This is a genomic window from Microbacterium sp. NRRL B-14842 (assembly GCF_050470785.1).
The window spans coordinates 1-24,686 of sequence record NZ_JBFLUM010000009.1; the positions used below are offsets into that span (position 1 = coordinate 1).

At 69.9% G+C, this 24,686-nt stretch carries 20 protein-coding genes and 2 pseudogenes; 8 read left to right on the top strand and 14 right to left on the bottom strand.

What is annotated here, in order from left to right; translation table 11 throughout:
- From AB1285_RS17370 to AB1285_RS17380, 3 genes and pseudogenes are all read right to left on the bottom strand, one after another.
- Positions 1-524, bottom strand: a pseudogene (locus AB1285_RS17370) (hypothetical protein); the annotation flags it as partial.
- Between the two features lie 62 nt (positions 525-586).
- Positions 587-823, bottom strand: a complete 237-nt coding sequence (locus AB1285_RS17375) for an FG-GAP repeat domain-containing protein (RefSeq protein ID WP_429977548.1) — start codon at positions 821-823, stop codon at positions 587-589.
- A 501-nt stretch (positions 824-1,324) separates the two neighbouring features.
- Positions 1,325-1,912 (bottom strand): M23 family metallopeptidase, encoded by a 588-nt coding sequence (locus AB1285_RS17380; RefSeq protein WP_429977549.1) that lies wholly within the window; start codon positions 1,910-1,912, stop codon positions 1,325-1,327.
- A gap of 166 nt (positions 1,913-2,078) precedes the next feature.
- Here AB1285_RS17380 and AB1285_RS17385 point away from each other — a divergent pair, with 166 nt between their 5' ends.
- From AB1285_RS17385 to AB1285_RS17395, 3 genes are all read left to right on the top strand, one after another.
- Positions 2,079-2,384, top strand: a complete 306-nt coding sequence (locus AB1285_RS17385; RefSeq protein ID WP_187663204.1) for a hypothetical protein — start codon at positions 2,079-2,081, stop codon at positions 2,382-2,384.
- Between the two features lie 36 nt (positions 2,385-2,420).
- Complete coding sequence (locus AB1285_RS17390; protein ID WP_187663203.1) at positions 2,421-2,945, top strand: hypothetical protein; 525 nt, start codon at positions 2,421-2,423, stop codon at positions 2,943-2,945.
- A 201-nt stretch (positions 2,946-3,146) separates the two neighbouring features.
- Positions 3,147-4,550, top strand: coding sequence for a cell division initiation protein (locus AB1285_RS17395; RefSeq protein ID WP_280564746.1), 1,404 nt, complete (start codon positions 3,147-3,149; stop codon positions 4,548-4,550).
- A 64-nt stretch (positions 4,551-4,614) separates the two neighbouring features.
- On the opposite strand, the gene AB1285_RS17400 is transcribed toward AB1285_RS17395, so the two are convergent.
- The 3 genes from AB1285_RS17400 to AB1285_RS17410 all read right to left on the bottom strand — a co-directional run bounded on the left by AB1285_RS17400 (position 4,615) and on the right by AB1285_RS17410 (position 7,264).
- Positions 4,615-5,682 (bottom strand): fatty acid desaturase family protein, encoded by a 1,068-nt coding sequence (locus AB1285_RS17400; RefSeq protein ID WP_232089173.1) that lies wholly within the window; start codon positions 5,680-5,682, stop codon positions 4,615-4,617.
- Positions 5,683-5,833: 151 nt separating this feature from the next.
- Positions 5,834-6,112, bottom strand: a complete 279-nt coding sequence (locus tag AB1285_RS17405) for a hypothetical protein (protein WP_370428386.1) — start codon at positions 6,110-6,112, stop codon at positions 5,834-5,836.
- Between the two features lie 195 nt (positions 6,113-6,307).
- Positions 6,308-7,264: an intradiol ring-cleavage dioxygenase gene (locus AB1285_RS17410; RefSeq protein ID WP_370428387.1), complete on the bottom strand. Its 957-nt coding sequence runs from the start codon at positions 7,262-7,264 to the stop codon at positions 6,308-6,310.
- Positions 7,265-7,631: 367 nt separating this feature from the next.
- Between AB1285_RS17410 and AB1285_RS17415 the strand changes: the two genes are divergently transcribed.
- Entirely contained in the window at positions 7,632-8,246 is a 615-nt protein-coding gene (locus AB1285_RS17415) for a TetR/AcrR family transcriptional regulator (protein WP_187663198.1), read from the top strand.
- A gap of 9 nt (positions 8,247-8,255) precedes the next feature.
- Here AB1285_RS17415 and AB1285_RS17420 read toward each other — a convergent pair.
- Positions 8,256-9,399 (bottom strand): annotated as a pseudogene (locus AB1285_RS17420) (low temperature requirement protein A).
- Positions 9,400-9,757: 358 nt separating this feature from the next.
- On the opposite strand from AB1285_RS17420, the gene AB1285_RS17425 reads away from it, so the two are divergent.
- From AB1285_RS17425 to AB1285_RS17435, 3 genes are read left to right on the top strand one after another with little or no spacing between them, the layout of a single operon-like run.
- Entirely contained in the window at positions 9,758-11,284 is a 1,527-nt protein-coding gene (locus tag AB1285_RS17425; protein ID WP_268777657.1) for a sugar transferase, read from the top strand.
- Between the two features lie 4 nt (positions 11,285-11,288).
- Positions 11,289-12,482: a DUF1972 domain-containing protein gene (locus AB1285_RS17430; RefSeq protein WP_370428388.1), complete on the top strand. Its 1,194-nt coding sequence runs from the start codon at positions 11,289-11,291 to the stop codon at positions 12,480-12,482.
- Positions 12,479-13,615: a glycosyltransferase gene (locus tag AB1285_RS17435; protein ID WP_370428389.1), complete on the top strand. Its 1,137-nt coding sequence runs from the start codon at positions 12,479-12,481 to the stop codon at positions 13,613-13,615. The genes AB1285_RS17430 and AB1285_RS17435 overlap by 4 nt, the downstream gene beginning before the upstream one ends.
- Positions 13,616-13,660: 45 nt before the next feature.
- Here the strand turns inward: AB1285_RS17435 and AB1285_RS17440 are convergent, their stop codons facing one another.
- From AB1285_RS17440 to AB1285_RS17470, 7 genes are all read right to left on the bottom strand, one after another.
- A complete protein-coding gene (locus tag AB1285_RS17440; RefSeq protein ID WP_187663194.1) occupies positions 13,661-14,971 on the bottom strand; it encodes a hypothetical protein in 1,311 nt (436 codons plus the stop codon).
- 10 nt (positions 14,972-14,981) lie between these two features.
- Complete coding sequence (locus AB1285_RS17445; RefSeq protein ID WP_370428390.1) at positions 14,982-17,618, bottom strand: right-handed parallel beta-helix repeat-containing protein; 2,637 nt, start codon at positions 17,616-17,618, stop codon at positions 14,982-14,984.
- Positions 17,619-17,803: 185 nt separating this feature from the next.
- On the bottom strand, positions 17,804-19,156 hold the full coding sequence (locus AB1285_RS17450) for a polysaccharide biosynthesis tyrosine autokinase (RefSeq protein WP_370428391.1): 1,353 nt from the start codon (positions 19,154-19,156) through the stop codon (positions 17,804-17,806).
- A 55-nt stretch (positions 19,157-19,211) separates the two neighbouring features.
- Complete coding sequence (locus tag AB1285_RS17455; protein ID WP_370428392.1) at positions 19,212-20,519, bottom strand: hypothetical protein; 1,308 nt, start codon at positions 20,517-20,519, stop codon at positions 19,212-19,214.
- A gap of 11 nt (positions 20,520-20,530) precedes the next feature.
- Entirely contained in the window at positions 20,531-23,413 is a 2,883-nt protein-coding gene (locus tag AB1285_RS17460; RefSeq protein WP_429977550.1) for a PKD domain-containing protein, read from the bottom strand.
- 253 nt (positions 23,414-23,666) lie between these two features.
- Positions 23,667-23,957, bottom strand: coding sequence for a hypothetical protein (locus AB1285_RS17465; protein ID WP_429977551.1), 291 nt, complete (start codon positions 23,955-23,957; stop codon positions 23,667-23,669).
- A 48-nt stretch (positions 23,958-24,005) separates the two neighbouring features.
- A complete protein-coding gene (locus tag AB1285_RS17470) occupies positions 24,006-24,173 on the bottom strand; it encodes a hypothetical protein (RefSeq protein WP_429977552.1) in 168 nt (55 codons plus the stop codon).
- Between the two features lie 225 nt (positions 24,174-24,398).
- On the opposite strand from AB1285_RS17470, the gene AB1285_RS17475 reads away from it, so the two are divergent.
- Complete coding sequence (locus tag AB1285_RS17475) at positions 24,399-24,557, top strand: hypothetical protein (protein ID WP_429977553.1); 159 nt, start codon at positions 24,399-24,401, stop codon at positions 24,555-24,557.
- The last annotated feature ends 129 nt before the right edge of the window (positions 24,558-24,686 follow it).

A 24,686-nucleotide genomic window follows, 5' to 3' on the forward strand; every position in this document is an offset into this window, starting at 1 on the left:
AGTTCGTCCGGTGGACGCGGGGGTTGGGGCTGCAGTGCGGGGAGCGTTCCGGCCACCGCGTCGCGGATGTCGTCCGCCGTGCCCGAAGGTTCCAACGTCCGCACGAGACGTCCGGACGCCACGGCGGCCGCCGCGTCCGGGTCGAAGAACGCCGCGGAGATCGTCTGCTCGACCGCATCCCGCGTCGCCGCCGTCACTCGTTCTCCGCGGGAGCCCGCGAGGTCCGCGGCGGTCTCTGCGAGCCGCCGGGTCAGCGCGCGCCGCTCCCGGCCGAGCTTCGCCAACGCCGCAGCGTCCAGATCCGCCTGCGCCTCGCGCAGCTCCGCCGCCAGCGCCAGGGCCTCCCCGAGCTGCGCGGCACGCTCCTGCGCGAAGACGTTGACGACCCAAGCAGCCACTGCCGGCTTGCGCAGCGCCTTCACCTCCGCGGCGAGCGCGCGATCGTCGAGGTCTTTCGCCCGCGCATTCCGGGCGGCCGTGAACTCCTCGGGGCGGCCCGGCGTAGAGCGCCGCCGCGATGTCATCGAGGGTCGGAGCGGCCATGCGCCCACGATACGCGTCGGCGGGGGACGGTCACGCGACGGGGCTATTCGATCGCGAGGTAGTCCGCCGCATCCGAGGCCATGAGGATCCTGGTACCGAACCCTCCGGCGCCGTTTCCCGGATAGAGATAGAGCTGTCCTGCGGCCGTGCGCGCGACGAGGTCTGCGCGGCCGTCCCCGTTGTAGTCCGCGCCGCCGGTGACCTCGGTGATCTCCTGCCACCCAGTCCCGGCCTGACGCCAGGTACGCAGGCCCGACGCGCCGGTGTAGAGCCTCAGCACGCCATCACCGGCGACCCGATGAGGTCACCCCGTCCGTCCCCGTCGAAGTCTCCGGCGACGAGGTAGTGGAAAACCCTCCCAGCCGTTGCCCCACGGTGACGTTCGGAGTGCGGAAGCCGCCCGCCCCGTTGCCGGGGAAGATCACGAGGGTCCCGGTCGGGGACACCCCGATGACGTCCTGCCGTCCATCCCCGGTGAAATCCGCACCGGATGTGACGTGACGCATTCCGTACCACCCGGCTCCCGGGGTGGTCGCTGCGCGGAAGCCGCCGCACCGTTCCCGGCGTAGAACTCCAGGGCGCCGTCGGAGCGCGCCACGAGGATGTCCGCATGGCCGTCTCGTTGAAGTCCGAGTGGGTGATGTGCCGTCGGGAGTTCCCCCACCCGCCTCCGAACAGCGTGGTCGGGCCGGCGAGGCCGCTTCGGCCGTTCCCCGCCCGCAGCCGGAGGTCCCCGTTGCCCGCGACGACGAGAAGATCGGCCTTTCCGTTACCGGTGAAGTCAGCGGTATCGATCCCCGCCGAATCGCTGGCTCCGAGACCGGGGAAGAACAGCGGGATCGTCCCACCTCGCGTGACGTTCGACAGGCAGGTGAAACCCTGGTTGATCTGGGAGTAGACCTTGCCGTTCAGCCACACCTCGAAGTGCAGGTGGTAGGGCGGCGGAGTTGCCGGTGTTCCCGACGACGCCGATCTGCTGCCCGCGCAGGACCTTCGTGCCCGGTGCGTACCAGCCGGATGCCGCCATGTGGGCGTACCGGGTGACGTAGCCGCCCGGGTGCTGCACATCGACGTAGTTGCCGTAGCCGCCGTTCGACGTGCGGCTCTTGATCACACCGTCGTACGCCGCCAGGATCGGTGTCCCGCCGTTCCGGGAGATGTCGATGCCGTCGTGCGCGCGATAGTTGCCGAGGCAGCCGTCTCCGACCTTCGACTGGATGTTGCCCGAGGCCGGATAGACCATGTAGCCGTCGGAAGCGGCGACCGCGGAGCCGGTCGTGGTGAGGGCCGGCACCAGGGATCCCAGCACGATCGCGAGCACGGCGACGATCCCGATGCGACCAAGACGCAAGCGGGACGTGCGCTTCATCTCGAAGTTCTCTCTTGCTCGGCGGCCCCAGGGGACGTGGTGTCCTCCGCGGTCACCGTACCAAGGGCGGGCGTCCCGCGACGCGAACGCCACCCCCTTCGCTCCCGTTCCGCTGCTCTCGCGCCCCGGACGGGGTGAGACCCCGGAGGGGTGTACCGTCAGCATTATGGGAAGACTCCGGTACGACGGGCACTCGGATCCGATCCTCATCGACGATGAGACGCTCGCGCATCTGAAGATCGTCATCGCCACGAAGCTGCGCCGACAGGAGAGCTTCATGATGACGTGGCGGCCTCTCGAGGGCGGCATCGACCGGCGGGCCAGCGTGTGGATCCACCCCGCCATCCCCCTGCAGTTCGGCTTCGACGACGCGGAGCCGCCAGCGGTGGACCCGCACCGCATCCAGCAGATCGTGCAGGCTCTCAACGCCTCCGGCGATCTTCACCTGGACCACCTCACCGACCCGCGCTGACGCGCTCCGACGTCCGGTACGGAAGGGGCGCTGCCCGTGGACACCGCAGTGATCCCGGCTCTCTTCGTGATCATCCTCGGCCTCATCGTCGGAGCGGCGTTCCTGCGGGGGTGGGTACGGCGCAGCGCGTCCTCCGCGGGACAGCGTGCGGGCGATCGGTACACCGCTGCCCGCACGGAGGAGATCCTCGCCGATCTCGGTGCCACGCTGGTCGTCCGTGACTCCCCCACAGCCGCGGCCGAGATCGTGCGCACGGTCATCGCGGACCGCGGCACAAGCTTCTCTCTGCTCCCCGACGACGCACTGGGTATCCGCTTCGTGGAACCGGACGACACGGTCGCACGACTGGTTCCGGGTCCCGAGGGAACGCTGTTGCGCGTCGAGACCTTCCGCGAGTACCTCGGCTTCCCGCAGACCGCGCCGCTGTGGCGGGAGCTGCGGGCCCTGGTGGCCGCGGAGGCCGCTACCCGTCAGATCGAGGTGGCCGACGGACCCGTCTCCGTGTTCGAGCGGGGCCCTGTGCTCGACGACCGCAACGCGCGCTGGTTCCGCCAGGCCTGATCAGCGTTCACCGGCCCCCGCAGATGGGGGTCACGATTCTCAGGCGACGCAATTAGGCTAGACGCGCGCCGCGCCCCGCGGGGACTCGGATGACGACCCGGTCGTGGCGCATGCCGGAGGCCTCCTCCTCCGTGCTTGCGATCCCGTCCACGGAAACGAAGTCCGCTTCGTGTCGCGGACACGCCAGAAAGGCTTGAACCCATGAGCGAATCCTCGGGCACTCCCCGCGACGACGAGCGGTCGCCGGACTTCTTCGATCAGCTGATCGAGACGAATCCCCGCGACACGTCGCCCTCATCCTCGGCCGCATTCACCATCGGATTCCGCGGCTACGACAAGGGCGAGGTCGACGCCGCGCTCGCATCGATGCGGGCCCAGCTCCAGCAGGCGGCCGACGAGGTGGCCGAGGCGAAGGCCCGCGAGGCCGAGTCCGTCGACGCGGTCAAGGCGGAGGAGCGAGAGGCACGGGAGGCCCTCGAGGCCGAGCTCGCCGCGGCGAACGCCAAGGCCTCGGACGCGGAGCAGCAGGTGGCGACGCTCACCTCCGAGCTCGTCGACATGCCGCAGGCCGACGGTGAGGAAGCGCCGTCTCGCCAGCAGTTCGAGGCGATCCTGCGGGTGGCCGAGGAGCAGGCGAACGTCCTCATCCAGAACGCCGCCGTGCAGGCCGACCGCCTGATGACCTCTGCCCGCGAAGAAGTCGCCGCGCAGCGCGCCGAGGCCGAGGCGGATGCCGAGCGCATCATCTCCCAGGCTCAGCGCGACGCCGACCAGGTGCGACTGAAGATGGAGACCGAGTACACGGCCCATGAGGCGCGCATCGAGCGCGAGGCCGCACACGCCGCGGAGAAGGTCAGCCAGGCGTCGCAGGAGGCCACGGCGATCCGCACCGAGGCCGAGAAGGGGGCCGCCGCGCTGCGTTCCCTCGTCACGCGCGAGACCACCCAGCTGCGGGCGGACGCCGAGCGCGAGGTACGCGAGATGAACGCCCGCGTGCTGGAGTTCGAGGAGACCCTCACCCGCCGGCAGGACGACGCGCAGCAGGAGTTCCTGGTCCTCCACAACCAGGCCGTCGCCCACGCCGAGCGCATCACGACCGACGCCAACGAGCAGGTGACGGCCTCGCTGGAGCACGCCCAGCGCATCTCCGCGAAGGCCGACGGCTACGAGAAGCTCATGCGCTCGCAGGCGCAGGCGATCGAGGCCGACGCACAGGTCCGTGCGCGGGACATCCTCGAGCGTGCCCGCGTGAAGTCGCAGAAGATCGTCGATGCGGTGACCGGGCACACCTCCACCGTCCTCCGCGACGCCGAGGACCGAGCCCGTCAGCTGCGGTGGCAGCAGCAGCAGCTCACCAGCTTCATGGCCGAGGTGCGCGAGCTCATCCGGCCCGACGGCATCTTCAGCGACGACAGCCTCCCCACGGAGATCGCGGTGACAGAGGCCACGATCGACGAGGACGACGACGAGAACGAGGACGACGTCGTCGAGGCGTCCGTCGAGAGCTTCCGCGGAGACGAGGTCCTCGACGACGAGCTCGACGACGATCGTCCGCTGGAGAAGATCACGATCGACGTCGTCGAGACGGACGACTCGAAGCGCTGATCCGCGCGGATACGACGAAGGGGCGAGCAGCTGTCTGCTCGCCCCTTCGTCGTCTCCGTGTGCGTCAGGCGCGACGGAGCTGTGCCGCCGCGGGGCAGTCGAACGGGTCGCGCGCCGCCAGGCCCACCCGGTTCAGGTAGGCGATGACGATCGCGTACGAGCGCCCGAGACTCGTCTCCGTGTACGGGATGCCGTTGGCGGCGCAGTAGTCGCGGACGATGCCGCGCGCCTTCGACAGGTGCAGCCGCGACATGTTCGGGAAGAGGTGGTGCTCCACCTGGTGATTGAGGCCTCCCATGAGCCCGGTGACCCACCACCCGCCGCGGATGTTGCGCGACGTGCGCACCTGCTTCGAGAAGAAGTCGAGCTTGGCGTCGGGCGCGATGACCGGCATGCCCTTGTGGTTGGGGGCGAAGGATGCGCCCATGTAGACGCCGAAGACCGCGAGCTGCACACCCAGGAACGCGAAGGCCATGCCGACGGGCAGCAGGAGGAACAGCGGCACGAGGAGGACGGCGAACCGCAGCACGATGAGTCCGAGCTCGATCCAGCGACCCTTCACGTTCTTGCGCGTCATCAGGTGCTTCAGACCCAGGAAGTGCAGGTTGAGCCCCTCCAGCGTCAGAAGGGGGAAGAAGAGCCAGCCCTGCTTCCGCGTGATGAGCCGGACGATGCCACGCGACTGTGCCGCATCCTCCTCCAGGAAGGAGATGGTGTCGACCTGGATGTCAGGGTCCTTGCCGACCTGGTTCGGGTTGCCGTGGTGGCGGGTGTGCTTGGAATCCCACCAGTGGTAGCTCATGCCGATGATGCCGGCGAGCACGCGGGCCAGGCGGAAGTTCGCCGGTCCTGTGGAGAGGATCTGGCGGTGCGCGGCCTCATGCGCGAGGAACGCGACCTGCGTGAAGACGATGCCCAGGGCGGCGGCGATGAGCAGCTGGAACCAGCTGTCACCGAGGAGCAGGAATCCGGCGACGCAACCGGCGAAGGCGACGACCAGCGCGGCGCCGACGAGCGAGTAGAACACGGGCGTCCGCTGCAGGAGGCCGGTCTCCTTCACGACCTGCTGCACGTCCCGGTAGGCCCGGGCGAGCGGCGGGAAGTCCGCGTTGCCGGCATAGGTCTGACGCACGGGCCCCAGAGTGGCGGTGACGGACGGGGAGGGTGAAAGGGAGATGATGCTCTCCTGCCGATCGGGAGCCCTTGAGCTGAGGTAGCCAAGGGCGGATGCCGATCGCTGTGGCCACACTAACCGCGCCCGCATACGCGAGCCGGCATACGAGTCAGGCTCGCGCCCGCCGCATGCGCCGACGGCGGGGGCGCGGGCGAGACGGCGACGCCGCTGCGCGCTTCGGCTCGTTCGCCTCGGCGAGCGCACGGAAGGCGTCGTCGAGGGAGGGGAAGGATCCGAGATCGGTGCCACGCTCGTCCCGCAGTCGGTGCGCGAATCCGTCGAACTCGACGAATCCGGCGAATTCGCCGTTCCGGGTGGCGACGTGCACGTCGACGTCGGCCTGCTTCCAGGTGAGAGGGGTGGACGGAGGGATGGTGGTGGTGCTCATGCTCATGCTCATTGCTGTGGGGCGGGCGCGCTGTCGCGCTCCGCACGTGAAGAGACCGAGGGCGGATTCCGCGCGCGTCGATGTGCGTGGTCCGTGGATGGCCCTGATCAGTGGCGACGAGGCGGCCGAGAGGGGGCGAAACGCACACGTTGCACGATCAGTTTAGCAGATCCACGGAACCACGCTCCGACGACCTCAACTTCCCGGTGGGCGTCCGCTCCCGCTCCCGCCCGGTGCGGAACCGGCGCTCGGGGCGGTCGTGGTGTCGACGCCGATCACGAGCGTCGCCGTGTAGCCGCCGGCGACGCTCCCCGTCGTCGTCGCGAGTTGCGATGCCCCGCCGTCGTCGCCGAAGACGTTGTCGGAGGTCAGCGTGATCCGTGCCAGGTTGTCCGCCGATCCGGCGTATGCCGTCTCCGCGTAGACCGCTCCGCAGGCGTCTTCGGGCAGCGCGAGCTGGGATGTCGCGATCGCGTTCGATGCTTCGGTGATCGACGCCGCGTCCGGGTAGACCTCGAAGTGGATGTGGGGCCACCGCCCCGAATAGCACCCGGGGAACACGGACGTGAAGGAGACCCTGCCGTCCTCGTCAGCGACCTGCACCCCTCGGAGATAGGAGACGTCCTCGAGCCCCGACGAGTAGAGCGAGTACTCCCCCTGGGCGTTGCAGTGCCAGGCGTACACGGCGACGCCCGCGAACGGCCCCCCTCCGTTCGCGAGGTCGAGGATCTGCAACTCGAACGAGAGCGGGACCCCGTCCGCGGTGGCACCGCCGTCGATGGACGAGCGGATGTCCTGGCGGATGATCCCCGCCTCGTCGAGGACGTCGGGACCGTTCGAGCCGTCGCCCGGGTAGGGACCGGCGGTCTCATCCGGGATCTCCGTGATCGCGGAGTCCGATGCGGTGGCGCCGGCGCTGGGCGTGGGCGTGGCGGTCGTCGACGACGAGCCGGTGGCTGCCGGGGCGCAGGCGGCGAGGACGACGGCGCCGAGGCCGAGGCCGCCGCCGATCAGGAGCCCGCGGCGGCTCATCAGCGTCCGGAGATCGAAGGCGACGCCCTGGTCGACCACCTCTTCGTCCGCGCGATCCAGCGGTCGTCCTTCGTACATGGGCCCCTGCGGCGTCGACGTCGGTTCGGGGATTCGGCTCATGATGTGCTCCTCTCGAGCGTGGGCGGCGTTGCCCCCGATGCTCGACGAGTGAACAATCAGGGAGCTATGCGCGACCGATGAGGAGCCTAGAAGCGGGAGCAGAGCGGAGGATGCGGGGACATCGCTCCGCTCTGCAGCGCTGGCGCTCGAAGAACTCGGCGGACAACGCAGGGCCGGGGCGATGGGGGAATCGCTCGCGCGGCCACGAAGACGGCCGGCATGCAGGGGACATGCGCGGCCGTGGCGCATCCAGTGCAACACGCGGCTTGGCACCTGTCAAGTTTTTCCTGGACGTCTGTCCAGATCCGCGAGAATGCCATAGCATTGCCCGCACCGATCCCGAAGGGGACGAGACCGGGGGCACAGCATGACGACGGCGACCAAGCGGGCGGAACGCGCAGGGGTGGACAAGTTCGCGATCCGCCGGCGAGCGCTGGCCGAAGCGGCGCTGGAGGCGATCGCCGAGCGCGGGTTCGCCAGGACGGGACTCCGCGAGATCGCCCAGCATTCGGAGCTCTCGCACGGAGCCCTGCACTACTACTTCACCGACAAGAACGACCTCATCGCGGAGGCCGTGCGGATCTCCAAGGGCGGGCTCGGTGACCGCTACCTCGCCGTCATGGAGGAGGCGGAGACCGCGGAGGACCTGGCGGCCGGCGCCGCGGAGGAGCTCGCCAGGAGCGTGCACGACGACGCCCGCCTGCACCGGCTCTGGTACGACCTCCGCAATCAATCGCTGTTCGAGTCCGGCTTCGGCGACACGATCGCGGAGGTCGAGGCGGACCTGCAGGAGGCCATCTGGCGCGTGGTCGAGCGCTACTCCGAGCTGCGCGGTCGGCCCTGCCGCTTCACGCCGCTCTTCGCGTATGCGCTGACGGACGGCATGATGCAGCACGCCCTCATCCGTCACCTCCGCGGTGACACCGAGGCGATCGCGCGCCTGCGCGTCGAATGCCTGGACCTGTTCGCCGCCAGCGTCTGACCGCGGCGCTCAGGCGTCCGTCGCCGCGGCGCCGCGGGGAATCGGCGGCCGCATCACCAGCACCGCCACGATCCCCACCATGACCGCTGCCGTCAGCGCCACCGGCACGGGCACGAACGGGTCGAGCAGGACGAGCAGCGCCCCCACGGGGATGACCGTGTTGACGACGCGGTCGGCATTGTCGCGGATGGCGACCCACCAGATCCCGATGAGGAACACCGCGATCGGGATGGACACCGTGAAGGTGGCCGCCACGGGAGCGAGATGGCTCTCCCCCGTCATCACGTCCAGCTCCACCTCGATGCCGGCGGAGAAGGCCGCGGCCGCCGCGAAGACGAAGTAGTGCGTGTAGCCGTAGCGCAGCGAACGGCCGAGAGTGGTGATGGCCCGGTGGTGGGGCGGCCAGAAGTAGATCCACCACAACGCCGCCGTCACGACGAAGGCGAGGGCCGAGATGGCCAGGAGCGGACCCAGGGCCTCCACCTCGTCCAGCGCGTCGATGATCGCGTTGGCGGAGGCGAGGAGGCTCTCGCCGAGCACGATGAGAGTGAACAGACCGTAGCGCTCCGTGATGTGGTGCGGATGCCAGGGTGTCTGGTGCCGGCGCTCGGCGAACACCGGGACCGCGATCTCGATAAGCGCGAAGACGACGAAGGCCGCGAGTTGCATGGGGCCGGACGGGATCAGCAGGAACAGAAGCCACAGCACCTGCACGACGGCGATGCCGAGGGCGTACCGCAGAGCGACGCGCCGGAGCGGGCCCTCGTTCCGCGAGGCGCAGCCACTGCGCCACCACCGCGATCCGCATGACGACGTAGCCCACCACGGGGAGCGTGAAGTCGCCCTCCTCGAAGGCCCCGGGGATCCCGGCGGCGAGGATGAGGACGCCCGCCATCTGGACGAACGTGGCGATCCGGTACGGCCAGTCGTCCGTGTCGAACGAGGTCGCGAACCAGGTGAAGTTCATCCACGCCCACCAGATCGCGAAGAAGAGCATCGCGTAGGAGGTGATCCCGTGGAGGAAGTCGCCGTGGCTCAGCGCGTGATGCAGCTGCGCCGAGGCGATGCTCACCGCCACCACGAAGACGAGGTCGAAGAAGAGCTCCAGCGGACTCGCGGCCCGATGCGGCTGTCCGGGGCCGCGCGGCCGCATGGGCTGCAGACGGAAGCGAGGACTCGATGTCGGGTGCGCGGTCACCGCGACAGACTAGCTCCGGGTGCACCCTCGCATGCGGTATTCCGGAACGGGTTTTCACTCACCCTCGGGAAGCGCTTCCGTCAGGCGGCCGAATCCGCTACAGTGATGACCGTCTGCAGTGCCTGCTGCACGCCTCGTCGGTTTGGGACGACGAGGACACCTTCTCGATGTGGGATCGCGAAGCTTCAGCAGGACCCGAGGGGTCGGGACGCAGACGTGTCCGTGAACGTGGGGTTCATGGTCTGGGGAAAACTGGGGAAACGATGGCGCACTGGGGTTATCTGCGTACATTCACGGCTCAAGGGGCCTCGGCATGACTTCCGTCGAGGATGCTCTGAGCATCGCTCGTACGGGTTTCACGCCGATCACGGCTCCGCGGGCGACCGCGTCGGTGACGCATGCGGCGAGCACGCCGCGTGTCTCGGCGACGCTCGAACGACGCCTGCAGTGGGAGCGTCGCTATCGGATGCGGCTGCGGATCACGGATGCGGCTGTCATCCTGATCGCCGTCGCACTGACGGCGGCGGTCCAGCTGCTCACCGGCGTCACGGTGATCGAGGCCGTGCGCAACGCCGCATTGCTGGGTCTCGCCTGGTACCTGATGCTGTCGGCGCTCAACAGCCGAGCCGCCGCCATCTTCGGGTCTGGGGCCACGGAGTACCGTCGCGTCGCGCACGCGGCGGGTCTCGCCTTCGGCATCACCGCCATTGCGGGCGTGCTCCTGGAGTGGGAAGGGCTGCAGCCGCTGTTCTTCATCGCGCTCCCGGTCGGCATGCTCGGTCTCCTCTTCGCCCGCTGGGCCTGGCGTCGCTGGCTGCAGCGGCAGCGCCTGTCCGGACGGTTCGCGTCGAGGACACTGGTGGTCGGCGCCACCGAGGACGTCGAGTATGTGATCGACTCCCTGCAGAAGGGCGGGGAGAACGGCTACCACGTCGTGGGGACGACGTTGCTGGATCGCAATGCCGGCGCGCTCAGGATCGGGGAGAGCATCTACCCGGTCGTGGGCGATCTGGACACCGTCGCCCCCGCGGCGGCACAGCTCGGGGCGGACACCATCATCGTGGCGAGCCGCCCCGAGGGGTCCCCCGACTTCGTCAAGCAGCTCAGCTGGCAGCTCGAAGGCACGGCCGCCGAGCTCGTCCTCTCGAGCCGCCTGACGGACGTCGCGGGTCCTCGCATCTCGCTCCGCCAGGTCGACGGCCTGCCGCTGATCCAGGTGAAGATCCCGACCTACGAGGGCGGCGTCCACCTGCTGAAGCGCGCCCTCGACGTACTGGTGGCCGCCATCGCGCTGATTCCGATCGCGCTGCTCACACCTGTGCTCAGCGCTCTCATCAAGCTCGACTCTCCGGGGCCCGTGTTCTTCTTCCAGGAGCGTGTCGGCCGGGACGGCCGTACGTTCAAGATGGTCAAGTTCCGTTCCATGCGCACCGACGCCGAGAAGCAGCTCGCGGCGCTGAAGGACCACAACGAGGGCGCCGGCCTCCTCTTCAAGATGAAGGACGACCCCCGCGTGACCCGCGTCGGGAAGGTGCTGCGCAAGCTGTCGCTGGATGAGCTCCCGCAGTTCTGGAACGTGCTGGTCGGCGACATGAGCGTCGTCGGTCCGCGGCCGCCGCTGCCCAGCGAGGTCACCGCTTACGACGGCACCGTGTTCCGCCGCCTGTACATCAAGCCCGGGATCACGGGTCTGTGGCAGGTCTCCGGACGCAGCGACCTGTCGTGGGACGAGAGCGTGCGGCTCGACCTGCGCTACGTGGAGAACTGGTCCGTCATGAACGATCTGCAGATCATGTGGCGCACCGCGAAGGTCATGGCGCAGCCGAGCGGGGCATACTGAGCGGATGAGCACTACGACACCCCTCACGATCGCGATGGTGGGGACCCGCGGCGTGCCTGCGGCCTACGGCGGATTCGAGACGGCCATCGAAGAGGTGGGGCGACGGCTCGCCGACCGTGGCCACGATGTCGTCGTGTACACCCGCGGCTCCGAGCACCGCGAGAAGGAGTACCTCGGCATGCGCGTGGTGCACCTCCCCGCGGTCCCGGTGAAGCAGATCGAGACCCTCAGCCACACCGGGCTGTCGGCCCTGCATCTGCTCTTCCACCGCCGCCCCGACGCGACCTTCGTCTTCAACGCCGCGAACTCGCCGTTCCTCCCGCTGCTCCGGCTGCGCCGGGCGCCCGTCGCCCTGCACATGGACGGTCTGGAGTGGCGCCGGTCGAAGTGGGGTCCCCGCGGCAAGGCGTACTATCGCTGGGCCGAGCAGTTCGGCGTCCGCACCGCGGACGCGCTCATCGCCGACGCCCCCGGCATCTCCGACTACTACCGCCACCAGTTCGACGTGCCCACGGAGCTCATCCGATACGGCGCGCCGATCCTCGATCAGCCGCCGACGCACCGCCTGGCCGAGATGGACCTCACTCCGAACGGCTACCACCTCGTCGTCGCTCGGTTCGAGCCGGAGAACCACGTGCTCGAGATCGTCCGCGGATACCGCGCCAGCGCCGCGCGACTGCCGCTCGTGGTCGTCGGCTCCGCGCCGTACGCCGCCGGATACATCCAGGAGATCCGGAACGCCGCCGAGGGCGACGAGCGGATCCGCCTCGTGGGCGGCGTCTACGACCAGGAGCTCCTCGACGGGCTCTACGCCCACGCCGCCACCTACCTGCACGGCCACTCCGTCGGTGGCACCAACCCGTCGCTCCTGCGCGCCATGGGTGCGGGCACCGCGGTGATCGGCTACGAGGTGCCCTTCAACCGGGAGGTCCTCGCCGGCAACGGCTGGTTCTTCGCCGACGCGGACGACGTCGCGACCCACGTCGCGGCCGCCGAAGCCGACCCCACGACCCGCGACGCGCATGCAGCCGCGGTGCAGGAGATCGCCCGCACGCGCTTCCGCTGGGACGACGTCGCGGACGAGTACGAAGACCTCGCCCGCCGTCTGTCCGAAGGATCCAGCGTCCACGCGTCCGCCCGGCGTGCGCGCCGACGGAGCGCCGACTGGGCCCCCGCCCCCGCGGACGCGACACGATGACCACCGGCGTGAAGCGCAAGACCGTCCTTCTCGTGCATCCCGGTGCCGAGATGTTCGGGTCGGACCGCATGCTCCTCGAGAGCGCGATCGGTCTCGTGGAGGCCGGAGCCCGTGTGGTGGTCGCCCTTCCGAGCTCGGGTCTGCTCGTCCCGCCGCTGCGCGCCGCCGGAGCAGAGGTCGTCATCCTGCCGATGCTCGTCCTGCGCAAGGTGCTGCTCACCCCGCGCGGTCTGCCCCGCCTGTTCCGCGACATGTTCCGGGGCCTCGGCGCCGCATGGCGTCTGATCGGACGCGTGCGCCCCGACGCCGTCTACGTGTCGACCATCATCATTCCGCAATGGCCCCTCGTGGCCCGACTCCGCGGCACTCGCGCGGTCAGTCACGTGCACGAGGCGGAGGCCTCCGGGAGCACGCTGGTGAACCGCCTGCTCTACATGCCGCACCTCGCCTCCGTCCGCACCCTCGTGAACAGCCGCTTCAGCCTTGACACCATCCGGCGCGCGCTGCCCGCTCTCGCCGACCGCACCCGGATCGTCGCCAACGGCGTCGCGTCGCCACCGCACCCCGCGCCGCCGCGGCCCCGGATCGACGGCGCCCTCCGCGTGCTGTACGTCGGGCGGCTCTCGCCTCGGAAGGGTCCCGACCTCGTCATCGACGCCGCGGCGGCAGTGCAGGCGGAGGGGCGGCCCGTCGAGGTCACGCTCCTCGGGGCGGTCTTCGAGGGATACGAATGGTACGAGCGCGAACTGCGCGCCCGTGCCGCAGAGACCGGGGTCTCCGTCACCTTCGCGGGATTCCACGCCGACATCTGGCCGTTCCTCGCGGAAGCCGACGTGCTGGTCGTGCCCTCCCGGGTGGACGAGCCGTTCGGGAACACCGCCGTCGAGGGCGTTCTGGGGCTCCGCCCCGTCATCGCGAGCGACAGCAGCGGTCTGCGCGAGGCCGCGGGCGGCTACGCCACGGCGCAGCTGGTCGCACCGGACGATGCTCCGGCGATCGCCGCCGCACTCGACGACGTGTGCGCACGGTGGGACGACCTCGTGGGCAATGTGGCCGAGAGCCGCGACGAAGCCCTGCGTCGGCACGCACCTGCGGTCTACCGCGCCGGCGTCACCGCCGGCGTCCTCGACTGACGACCCGCGGGTATCCGCACGGCGCCGGGCGCACGCGACCTGGGCTCACGCCGAGACGGCGGCCTCGGCCGTGAGCCGCGCCCGATGACGCACGATGTAGATCGAGAACGGGATCAGCTGACAGACCAGGAGCGCGAAGGCGACACCGAGGAGCGGACCGGCGATACCGAGGATCGGTGTGAGGACGAACGCCAGGGTGACCCCGACCGCGGCCATGCTGAGGGTGGGGATCACCTGGAATCGGATCCCGGGCTTGTCCATGATGAACATCCCGAGCGGGTAGACAGCCGCCGTGAGCATGATCATGAGGCCGAACGCGAAGATCGTGGTCGGCCGGACCTCCAGCTCTCCCTGCGTGATGAACCCGAACAGCCACGGCCCGACGAGCCACACCACCACCGTCGCGAGGGCGACGGCCACGGCGAACAGTCCGGAGAGCAGGAATGGTCCGCGGCGGAGATCGCCCTGGTGTCGCATGCGAGCGAAATGCGGCCAGAGCGCGAGCCCACCGGCCATCACCAGACCGTTGAGCGCGAAGAAGACCTGCCCGGCCACACCGTACTCGGCGACGTCGGTCGGACCGCCGAGCTGGGCGATCACGTACCGCTGCGACCCCACCGCGATCGGATACGTCACCATCTGAGCCAGCATCGGCCATCCCACGTCCATCACCCGTACGCCAGGGAACCGTCGCGGGCGCAGAACCATGCGCGCAGCCTCGGGGATCAACGGAGACGTGGTCCGAGCGGTGATGAGGACGCCGAGGATCGAGACGATCAGCGAGGCCGCGAACGACGCGATCGCCGCGTAGGAATGCAGATTCTCGCCACCGAACGTCAGCAGCAGCCACACCCCGGCCAGCGTGAGCGGCGAGATGAGGCCCTGCAGCAGGATCACGATGTGGTTCTTGCGCTGCCCGAGCATGATCCGCGCCCAGATGCCCAGCGGGATACCGAGACAGAAGATCGTCACGCAGAAGAAGGCGGCCAGCGACGCCCCCGGCTCTCCTCCGGCATCGCCGAACACGATCTCCCAGGCACCGGTGGCCAGGAGCACGGTGTTGATCGCCATGGCGGAGGCCGCGAACATCAGCAGCACCCGGCCGACCGACGTGAGCTGATAGCGGAGCTTCTCGTCCGTCCTCACGTCGTCGCTCGTGGCCACGGCGTTCACGAGCACGGCGCCGCTACCGAGATCGGTGAAGGTCAGCAGCGACGGGATCGTCGTGAGCAGCGTGTAGAGGGCGAAGCTGCCGACGCCCGCGTCTCCGATGATCATCCGCGTCGTGAGAACGCCGCAGACCAGCGCGATGACCATCGTCAGCGCGCGGGCGCCGACAGCGAGAAGAGAACCCATACCTAGATCGTCACCGCGGCAGGGCTCCCAGCGTCGCGCTGTTGCCGGGGAGTCGCGATACCGAGGCGATATCCGCCGGCACGGGGACCGCCACTGCGGCCTGACGCTGCGCCTGCGCGGGCGCCAGCACGTACGTGGCGGACACCACGGAGGCTCCCTGCACGAACTGCGAGCGGCGGTCCTGACCCGTCGCCGCGGTGAACGCCGCGAGGGTGTCTGCCACCGCCGGATCCCGCGAGACGGATCCCTTCGACCAGGCCGAGAACCATCGGGGCGTGCCGGGGGCGGTGCGGTGGTAGAGGTTGCCGTTCACGCTCGACATCATCTGCGCACCGGTGAAGGTGGTCGAGTAGTCCTGTACGCAGACCAGGCAGTTGCCCGCGCTCTCCGCCATGACGTTGTTGGACATCACGGTGTTGCGCACGATCCACGGCGCCAGCGGCGCGAAGCGCGTGCGCGGATCGTGGCCCGCCGCGTTCGGGTCGGAGGCTCGGCGACCGTCCTGACCGATGCTGACGTTCCGGTTGGCGTTGCCGACGAAGGTGTTGTTCCAGATCTTCACGTTGCCGGAGTTCAGGACGAACAGCCCGAAGTCGCCGTTGCGGGCGATGATGTTGTCGGCGACGACCGCCCGCTCCGAGAGCTCGACCATGACACCGTGACCGGTGTTGCCGATCACGTCGTTACCCGTGAAGACGATGTCGATGACCGATTCGTCGAACCACGGACCACGACCGGCGTTCCCCGTGAACGCGCTGTCGGTGACGGTCACTCCGCGCGTCCGGGTGACCTTGAACGCGCCGGACACCGGGGAGTGGTTGAAGCGCTCGGCGTTGTTCCCGACGGAGAGCATCTGCTTCACCTTCAAGCCGTCGGCCTGGGAGGCGCCGCCACCGAGGAGACCGTTGCCGATCAACGAGACGCGCGTCAACGTCGTCCTCGGCGCCCAGGAGTAGAAGCCGGTCGTCGAGTTGTCGCGGATCGTCACGTCGGCGAGCGTGATGTCGCTCGCTGCGGCGATGACGGTCCCCATCTGGGGCACGCTGGTGGCGTACCGGCGGATGCCGATGCCGCGCACCTCGGATCCGGCGGACCGGATCGAGAGCGCCTGGGTGAGCACGCTCGCCTCCACGGGCTTGCCCGTCGGGTCGGTGCCGATCACGAGCCGCTTCGCCCGATCGTCGACGAAGAAGGTCCCGGCGACGACCTGCGCGGCGGAGGCGACCTCCCGCAGCTGCACGCCCGCGACCCACACCTGGTCCGGATGCGCGGCCATCGGGTGCGCGGGATCGACGAAGCGCCACTCCGGCTGGGTGTTGTCGGGCGCTCCCTTCGTGTACGTGGGGCTCGAGTCGAGCGCGGTCCCCCAGCCGTCGACCGTCCAGGTCTTGCCTGCGGGCTTCCAGCCGGTGACGGTCCTCGCGCCGTCCATCCAGACCGCCTCGTTCGGAGCGGGCTGGATCGTGACGCGCTTCTGCGGCGGCACGACGATCTCCTCGTGGTAGGTGCCACCGCGGAGCACGATGGTGCCGCCGTTCGGTACCAGCCGCAGCGCGGCCGCGATCGTGCGCACCGGCGAGCTCTTCGTACCGGCAGCGCCGTCCGATCCGCCCGGCGCCGCGTAGATCGCGGTGGCGGGTGCCGGGTACGACAGCGACCCCGGGGCGGCGGCGCCCGGCTTCCCGCGGACACCGGCCGGGGTGGCGGGCGGAGCGGGTGTCACCGGGGTGGTCGGCGTCACCGGGGGAACCGGAAGCGGGTTCGGCGCGGGAGCCGGGTTCGGCGCGGGGGCGGGAGCCGGCGTCGGCGTCGGCGTCGGAGTCGGAGTCGGAGTCGCGACCGGCGCGGGCGCGGCTGCGAGCACGTCGTCGATCGCCAGCGGGACGGCGGCCTTCGCTCCGGAGGACGTGTACAGCGCGAAGCCGTAACCACCCGCGGCCGTGATCCGCGTGGCCGAGGAATCGGCGTGCGTCACCTGCCACGCGGACGGCTCGTCCCCATCTGCCGCCCAGGCCTTGGCCGCGAGCGTCACCGGACTGGTCCCGGTCACGTCGAGGGCGACGCGCAGCGACATGCCCGTCGTCACCGGGAAGGGGAGTCGTCGCTCGCTCAGGTTCTGCACAGTGGTGAGGTCGGTCATCCGGACCACGGACACGTAGGCGGAGCCGTCGGGGTGCACGCGGAGACGCACACCGTAGGAGTCCTTGCCGACGATGCGGACGGCCTGGGCCAGGTAGAGCGGACCGCCGACGGGGAGGGCAGGGACCGTCACCGTGTAGCGGCTCGACACATCCGCCGCGGTCACCCCGGCCACGGTCGCCCGCGCCGTGATCCCGGGCTTCCTGCTGGCGAGCATCGCCTGCCCGTTCCCGACACTCGACGCACCCTCGACGACACGCCAGGCCCCGACGGGAGAGGCGCCCCAGCCGGAGGCGACGGTGCGGTTCATCGGGTCGGAGAGGAGGGGACCCGCAGACGCTGCCGCCGGTCGGGCCGAAGGCGAGGCGGCGGCGACCGCCGCGGAGGCCGGTGCGGCGATCAGCACTCCGGAGAGCGCGACGGCGACGCCCAGGGCACCCGCGAGCAGGCGATGGCGACGCCGTGGCGCCGCTGGCGATGAGAGACGAACAGGGAACGGAAAGGACACGATGTCACCGTTTCTGGGGTGGAATACACGATCACCCACGCTTCGCCGCAGTTTCAACCCCGGCGACAAAGTGCGAGCCCCCCTCGCAACCCATGAAGAATAACCGCCCGTCTGGACGATGGCAAACGATTCGAGCCCTTCCGCCGATATGCTGCACGCCTCCCCCCGGGAGGACGGCGGGTCGCTCACTCGCTGTAGTACTCGCTGCGATGCCGGTCCGGACGCGCACGGTTGAGGACCGTGCCGAGGATGCGGGCGCCGCCCGATTCCAGCGATTTGATGCTCTTCGCCAGTGCCGCCCGCCGCGTCTTGGTGGCGTCGACGACGAGGATGACACCGTCCGTCTGGGTGGCCAGGAGGTTGGCGTCCGCGACGCTCAGCGTCGGGGGCGAGTCGATCACGACGTAGTCGTAGTCCGCCGCGGCGAAGTCGAGAAGCTGTGCCATGCGCGCCGACGTGAGCAGCTCGGCGGGGTTCGGCGGGATCGTCCCGGCAGGGAGGATGTCCAGCGTGGTGTCCGCGACGCGGTGCTTGGCCACCTCGAACTCCACCTCGTCGAGCAGGACGCTCGTGAGTCCGACCGAACCGTCGATGCCGGCGTGCTCGTGGGCACGCGGGCGGCGCATGTCGGCGTCGATGAGCAGGACGGAATTACGGAGCGCGGCGAGGGTCATCGCGAGATTCACCGACACGGTCGACTTGCCCTCGGCGGGCATACCGGAGGTCACCAGCAGCACCTTTACCCGGGACGACACGTTCGCGTACGCGAGCGCCGACCGGATGCGGCGGAACTCCTCCGAGGTGTGGCCGAGCGGCTCCTGGGCGACGGCGATTCCCCGCGCCTCCAGCAGCGGCGACTTGGAGACGACGCCGAGCACGGGATCCCCGCCGGCCTGCGTCAGCGCCTCCTCGTTGCGGACACGGGTGTCCAGCACACCGATGAGCACGGCGGCCGCAAGGCCGAGCACGCCTCCGAGGAAACCGCCGAGGGCCGCGTCCCTGGGCTTGCTCGGAGTGAACTGGAACTCGGGGACGACGGCGTCGTCGATGACCTCGGCGGTGATGGTGGACTCGCCCTGCGGATCCTTCGGAGCGACGTCCTTGACGACCGTGATGAGCTGCTCGGCGACGGCGTTCGCGAGCTCGGCCGCAGCTTCCGGGCCGTCCGTGATGCCGGTGATCCGCAGGGTGACGGTGCTCTGCGGGATGGTCACCTCGATGTCCCTCGCGAGCGCGCGGGGCGTCGTGTCGAGCTCGAGCTCCTCGATAACCGGATCGAGCACGCGCGAGCTCGTCGCCAGCTGGGCGAACGACAGCATCTGGCTCTGGGTGTACACGGAGCCCTGGTTGAGGTCCGAGGCGCTCGTGCCCTGGTTCAGCGCGAAGTACAGCGAGGTCGTCGCCTGGAACAACGGCGTCTGCAGCGACGCGTATCCGTACGACCCCGCGGCGCCCACGACGCCGCACAGCACGATCAACCACCAGAACTTGCGCAGCGAGCCCGCGATGACACGCAGGCTGACCCGGCTCTCGGCCATGACTCCCCATTCCCCCTGAGGTCTCGATTCTAGAGGAGCCATCTGCACGGCCCGTTCACGTCTGCCGCACCTGTGGAGCGGGTCCGGTCGTCGCCGGCGGTGACGCCGTCCCGAGATCCCGCAGGAAGGCCTCTTCCGCGGTGGTGGATCGCGTTCCGGCGTCGCGCGCCCAGGTCACCGCGAGCCCGACGCAGAACCACAGGAACATGCTGTACTGCGTGATGAGGGCGACGACGACCAGGCTCGGGAGCTGTCCGACGACGGCGAGGGCGGCGGGACTCCGCGTCGAGCGCCGCACGGCCATCAGCGCCGCGCAGACGACGGCCGCCATGATGAGCAGGGTCGGCACGTACCCGTACCGGAGGAGCGTGAGCACGAGGGCGTTGTCCACCGACCGGGCGAAGTATCCGAGGTAGTAGTCGCCGGAGACGAGGGAATGCCAGTCGCCGGGGTTCCCGAACAGTTGCACCTGTTCCAGGAGGACCAGCAGGTCCGTGCGGTAGTCGGCGCTGCCTCCGGCCTCGTCCCCCGCGGCACCGAAGACGGAATCGATGACGGGGATGACGATCGCGGTGCCGATCACCCCGGCGACGGCCACCGTCACCCGGAAGCGCGTCGAGACCCCGACGATGAGGAAGGTGGACAGGAGGAGTGTCAACACCAGTGTGAGCAGGCCCGCCCGACTGAATGTGAAGACCGTGGCGGTGGCGATGAGCACGATGCCGGCGATCTTCGGGAACAGTCGCCATCGTGTCGCCACGACGAACGCGGAGGACATCGCCAGCGCGGCGCCGAGCGCGATCGAGTGCCCCCACGCCCCCTCCGCACGCAGCACCCCGCCGCGCTCCTGCAGCGGGCTCCATGTGTCGTACACCACGCCGGACCCGGGAATGAGGACGAAGGGGTTGAAGGAGGTGAGGAACTCGACGACCGCGAGAGCGGCGGCCACGATCGCCACGACCGCGATCGTCGAGGTGACCCACTCGGTCGTCATGCGAGCGAGCACCACGCGCCCCCAGATGTAGGGGATCACCCACTCGAGAAGCGATGCCACGAGGGAGGCCAGGTCGACCGCGCCGAACCCGTACAACCCGACGACGACGAGGACGAACGCGGCGACCCAGGCATCGGCCGCCCGCAACGGCACCACCGACCAGTTCACGATGATCAGCAGGACGGTGAGCAGGGTGATCGCCGCCCAGTAGAAGCTGATGTTCACCCCTACCCAGAGAGGCACGAAGAACAGCACGACCGCCCACACGACGAAGGCGGTACGCGGGAGCAGCCGGAGTGCGAACACGACGATGGCCACTGCCGCGATTCCACCGAAGGCGAGGAGCGCGATCGGGACAGCAGTGGCCATGCGTCAGGATCTTACTGCGGTGCGGTGACGCGGAACGAATCGAACGACACGCCGAGCGGCGCGGTCGCGCTGCCAGAGCGGTTGCCGCTCAGTCCCACCGCACCCGCACCCAGGGGTGCCGCGTCGGTCGTGGTGATCTGCCAGGCTGCCGGCTTCGTCGTCTCCGTCGGCCAGAACTTGGCGGAGAGGGTCGCCGACGTCGTCCCCGTCACGGACACCTCGAGGTTGTACGAGGTGTTCGCGGCCCACACCAGTCCGGGCACGGCCTGCGTGCGCAGGACGGTCCCTTCGCGGTGCACGACGAGCCAGACCGTGCCGTCAGGACGCAGCCAGGCGCGGACGAAGTACTTCCCGGCCGCCGACTGCCGCGCGATCACGCCGACATAGGCGCCACCCGCGGCCGGGGCCTGATCGACCCGGAACTGCGTCTCGAGCACCGCATCGGCGACGGACGTGGTGTTGAGCGTCGCATGCCGGGTGTCGCCGGCGATGAGGTTCAGCTTCGCCTGGCCGTCGGCGACGGTCGCCGCCGCCTGCGAACCGCCGGCGATCGTCCACGCCCCGCCGACCGTGGCGGTGCCCCAGCCGGGCCCCGCGGTGCGGTCGAAGCCGTCGTCCGCCACCGGAGCCGGCTGCGGCTCGGGTTCGGGTTCGGGTTCGGGCTGCGGGTCGACGGGAGGCGCCGTCACGGTCACCGGCTTGCTGGTGGTGTGCGTGGCGCCCTTGTCGTCCTTCACCGTGAGGGTGACGGTGTAGGTCCCCGCCGCGGTGTAGGTGCGGCTGGTGGTCGCACCGGTGCCGGTCGTCCCGTCGCCGAAGTCCCACGCGTACGAGGCGATCGTGCCGTCGGAGTCGGTCGAGGCGCTGCCGTCCACGGCGACCGTGAGGTTCGTCGCGGTCGCGGTGAACGCGGCGGTGGGAGCGACGTTCGCGGGCTCCGGTTCGGGCTGCGGCTCGGGCTCCGGCGCCGGCGTGCCGAGGTTCTTCAGCGTGAAGTCGTCGAAGCTGGCGAGGTTGGTGCCGGTGCCACTGCCCGACCGGTAGGAGAACACCGTCGGGGCACCGGCGACCTGCAGAGCCGGCGTCGCGTCCGTCGTGGTGAGCTGCCAGTTGGCGGGCTCCGCAGACCCCGCCGCCCACAGCTTGGCGCGGATGGTCGTGGTGGACGACCCGGTCGTCTCCATCAGGAGCGAGAACGAGCTGCCCGCGCTCCAGGAGAGACCGGAGACGGCGGTGCTGGCGATCGCCGTGCCGTTGCGGTGGATCACGAGCCAGGTGGTGCCGTCAGGACGGTGCCAGGCGAGAGCCCGGTAGCCCGAGGACCCGGAACGCCGTGCGCCCAGACCTTCGTACGCCGCCCCGGAGGAGGGCCCGGAGGCGAGCGTGTAGGTGATCCGCGCGGACGTGTCGAGAAGGGACGTGCCCTGCAGCAGCATCTCCCTTGTGTCACCGGGTGCCAGGTTGACCTTGCCCACGCCGTCGCCGACGGAGAGCGCTGCGGCGGAGCCGCTCATCGGCGCCCAGGTGCCGCCCTTGTCGGCGGCGCCCCAGCCGCTGGACACGACACGACCGAACGCGTCGGACGCGGCGAAGACCTGCGCGGTCACGGTCACGGTCTTCGTGACGGCCTTGGACGCGCCGAGGCTGTCGGTCACGGTGAGGGTGATGTCATGCGCGCCGGCCGCGGCGTACGTGTGGCCTGCCGTGGCCCCGGAACCGGCGGGAGACCCGTCGCCCCAGTTCCACGAGTAGGACAGCGTCGCGCCGTCGGACGCACTCGATCCGGCTGCCGAGACGTTGACGCTCAGCCCCGACGCGGTCGCGGTGAAGGCGGCGACCGGGTCGGCATGCGTCGCCTCGACCTGTCGTGTGGTCGACGCGCTCCCGCCGCGGTCGTCGGTCACCGTCAGGGTCACCGTGCGGGTGCCCGGCGTGGCGTAGACGTGCGTCGCGACCTGACCGGTCGAAGTGGTGCCGTCCCCCCAGTTCCATGCGTAGGAGGCGAGGGAGCCGTCGGAGTCCGTCGAGGCGGACGCATCGGCCGAGACCGACAGCCCGTTCGCCGTCGTCTCGAAGGCCGCCGTCGGCAGGACGTTCGGTGCCTTCACCACGACCTGCTTCTCCGCCGTGGTGGCGAGTCCGTTGCTGTCCGTGACGGTCAGCGCCACCGTGTAGGTGCCGGACGCCTCGTACGTGTGGCTCGTCGTCTTGCCGGTGGCCGTCGCCGAGTCATCGCCGAAGTCCCACCGATAGCCGGCGATCGTCGCCGAGCCCGCGGGCGCCGAAGCCTCCGCGTCGAACGCGACGGCGAGGTCGGTCGGCGTGGCGGTGAAGGCAGCGGTCGGGGCCTGGAAGCCCTTGCCGATTCCGTAGTGCGTCTTCACCTGGGTCGCCGTGAGGGCGAACGGGTAGACCGCGACCTCATCCAGCGCCCCCTTGAAGTACTTGGAGCTCGGCTCGGACGGCCATCCGGCGAGGTTGTCTCCGCCGATACGCCAATATCCCGTGTAGTTCTCCGCCGTGGTGGCCCCCGCGAGCGACGACACGAGCTTGCCGTCGACGTAGAGCTTCATCCCCTCCGCGCTCTGCGACGCGACGGCGTGGTGCCACTCGTTGTCGTTGAGCGCGGCGTCGTTCTGGACGGTCTGCGTGCTGCCGTTGTACGTGCCGAAGACGAGACGCCCGTTGTTCGTCATATAGAGATGACGGTCGTAGCTGGTCGACTCACCCGACGCCGCGGCGCCGTAGCCCATCAGCTTGCCGCCGCTGGTGGTGTTGGTCTTGAACCAGAGCTCGGTCGAGAACTCGGACGGCGCGGCGATCTTGCTCCCGGAGGCCACGCGTCCCGCGCTCGTCCCGGTGAAGGTCGAGGCGCCCGTCGCCGTGTTCTCCACCCCGGAGGGTCGAGGCGGTGACGCCCGTGCCGAACACGGGGGTGTTGGACCCGGCCCAGTCCTGCGCGGCGGTGCCGAGCGGGGTAGTAGAGCTGCGGGCCGTCCGCCGTGACGGCGTTGACGTAGTTCGACACGGCACCGGCCGCGATGGTCACGCTCATCGCCTGGCTGGAGACGGAGTTGCCCGCGCTGTCCTTCGCGACGACGGTGTACTCCTGCGTCGATCCGGGAGCTGCGGTCTTGTCCTCGAGGTTCACCGAGGGGCGGTCCCACCAGGTGCCGCGGGCGGTGGCGGTGGCCACCGGGGCAGTGGTGCCGGCCGACGCAGTTCGTAGGTCAGCGTGAGGTCGTCACGGTCCCAGTTCGCGGGGATCGAGATCCGCGCGCGTCCAGGGATGAACGACTGCGCCGTGCCGGTCCAGTTCGCCCCCCGACAGCCGAGGGCCGTCCTTCGCGCCGCCGGGCGGGGTTGGTAGGAGAACCGCACGAGTCCCTCGAAGCGGCCGTTGTTCACGGAGCGGAACTCGCCGCCGATCGAGATCATGTTCCCCGCACCGGTGATCGAGAGTCCGGCCTGAACCCATGCCCGTGGTCACGCCCCGGCCCAGTCCGGCGTCCAGGCGTAGGCCGAGGGCGCCGGCGTCCCGGCCCAGTTCTTGTACGTGCCTCCGGCGGCGGGCTGGTTGCCCAGCAGACCGCGGGCGTCGGCGGTGTACGCCTCCGAGTAACGGTGCGTGCGCGGATTCTGCTCGGGGTGCATGCCCATGGTGCTGCAGGCATGGGTGTGGCTGGTGGTGTAGACCGTCTTGCCGGTCGAGTAGACGCCGTAGTGGGTCGCCCAGGCAGTCCGCGATCCAGCGGACCTGACCGCTTCCGGCCTCGGCCGCGAAGGTGCCCTCGAGGTTGCGGTGGCCGCATCCGCGTAGACCCCAGCCGGTGCCGTACACGGCGTTGGCGTCTGGCCGCGAGGCCGAAGATCCCCGCCTTGCCCGAGTTCGCGCCCGTGTTCGAGCCGTTCTTCACCGTCTGCGGCAGCGCCCATCCGCTGTCCACCGCGCCGGTCGTCTTGTCGAGCGCGACGGTGCCGCGCATCGTCAGGTCGCCGTTGACCTGGGAGAAGCGGCCGGCCGCGATGACGTTCTGACCCGCCGGGTCCATCACCATGGCGTCGACCTGGAGGTCGGTCTGCGGCGCCCAGCTGAGCAGCGCGCCGTTCGTCGCCGAGAAGGCCGCGAGGTTCTTCCGCGGGTCGCGTTGCCCTGCGTGAAGAGAC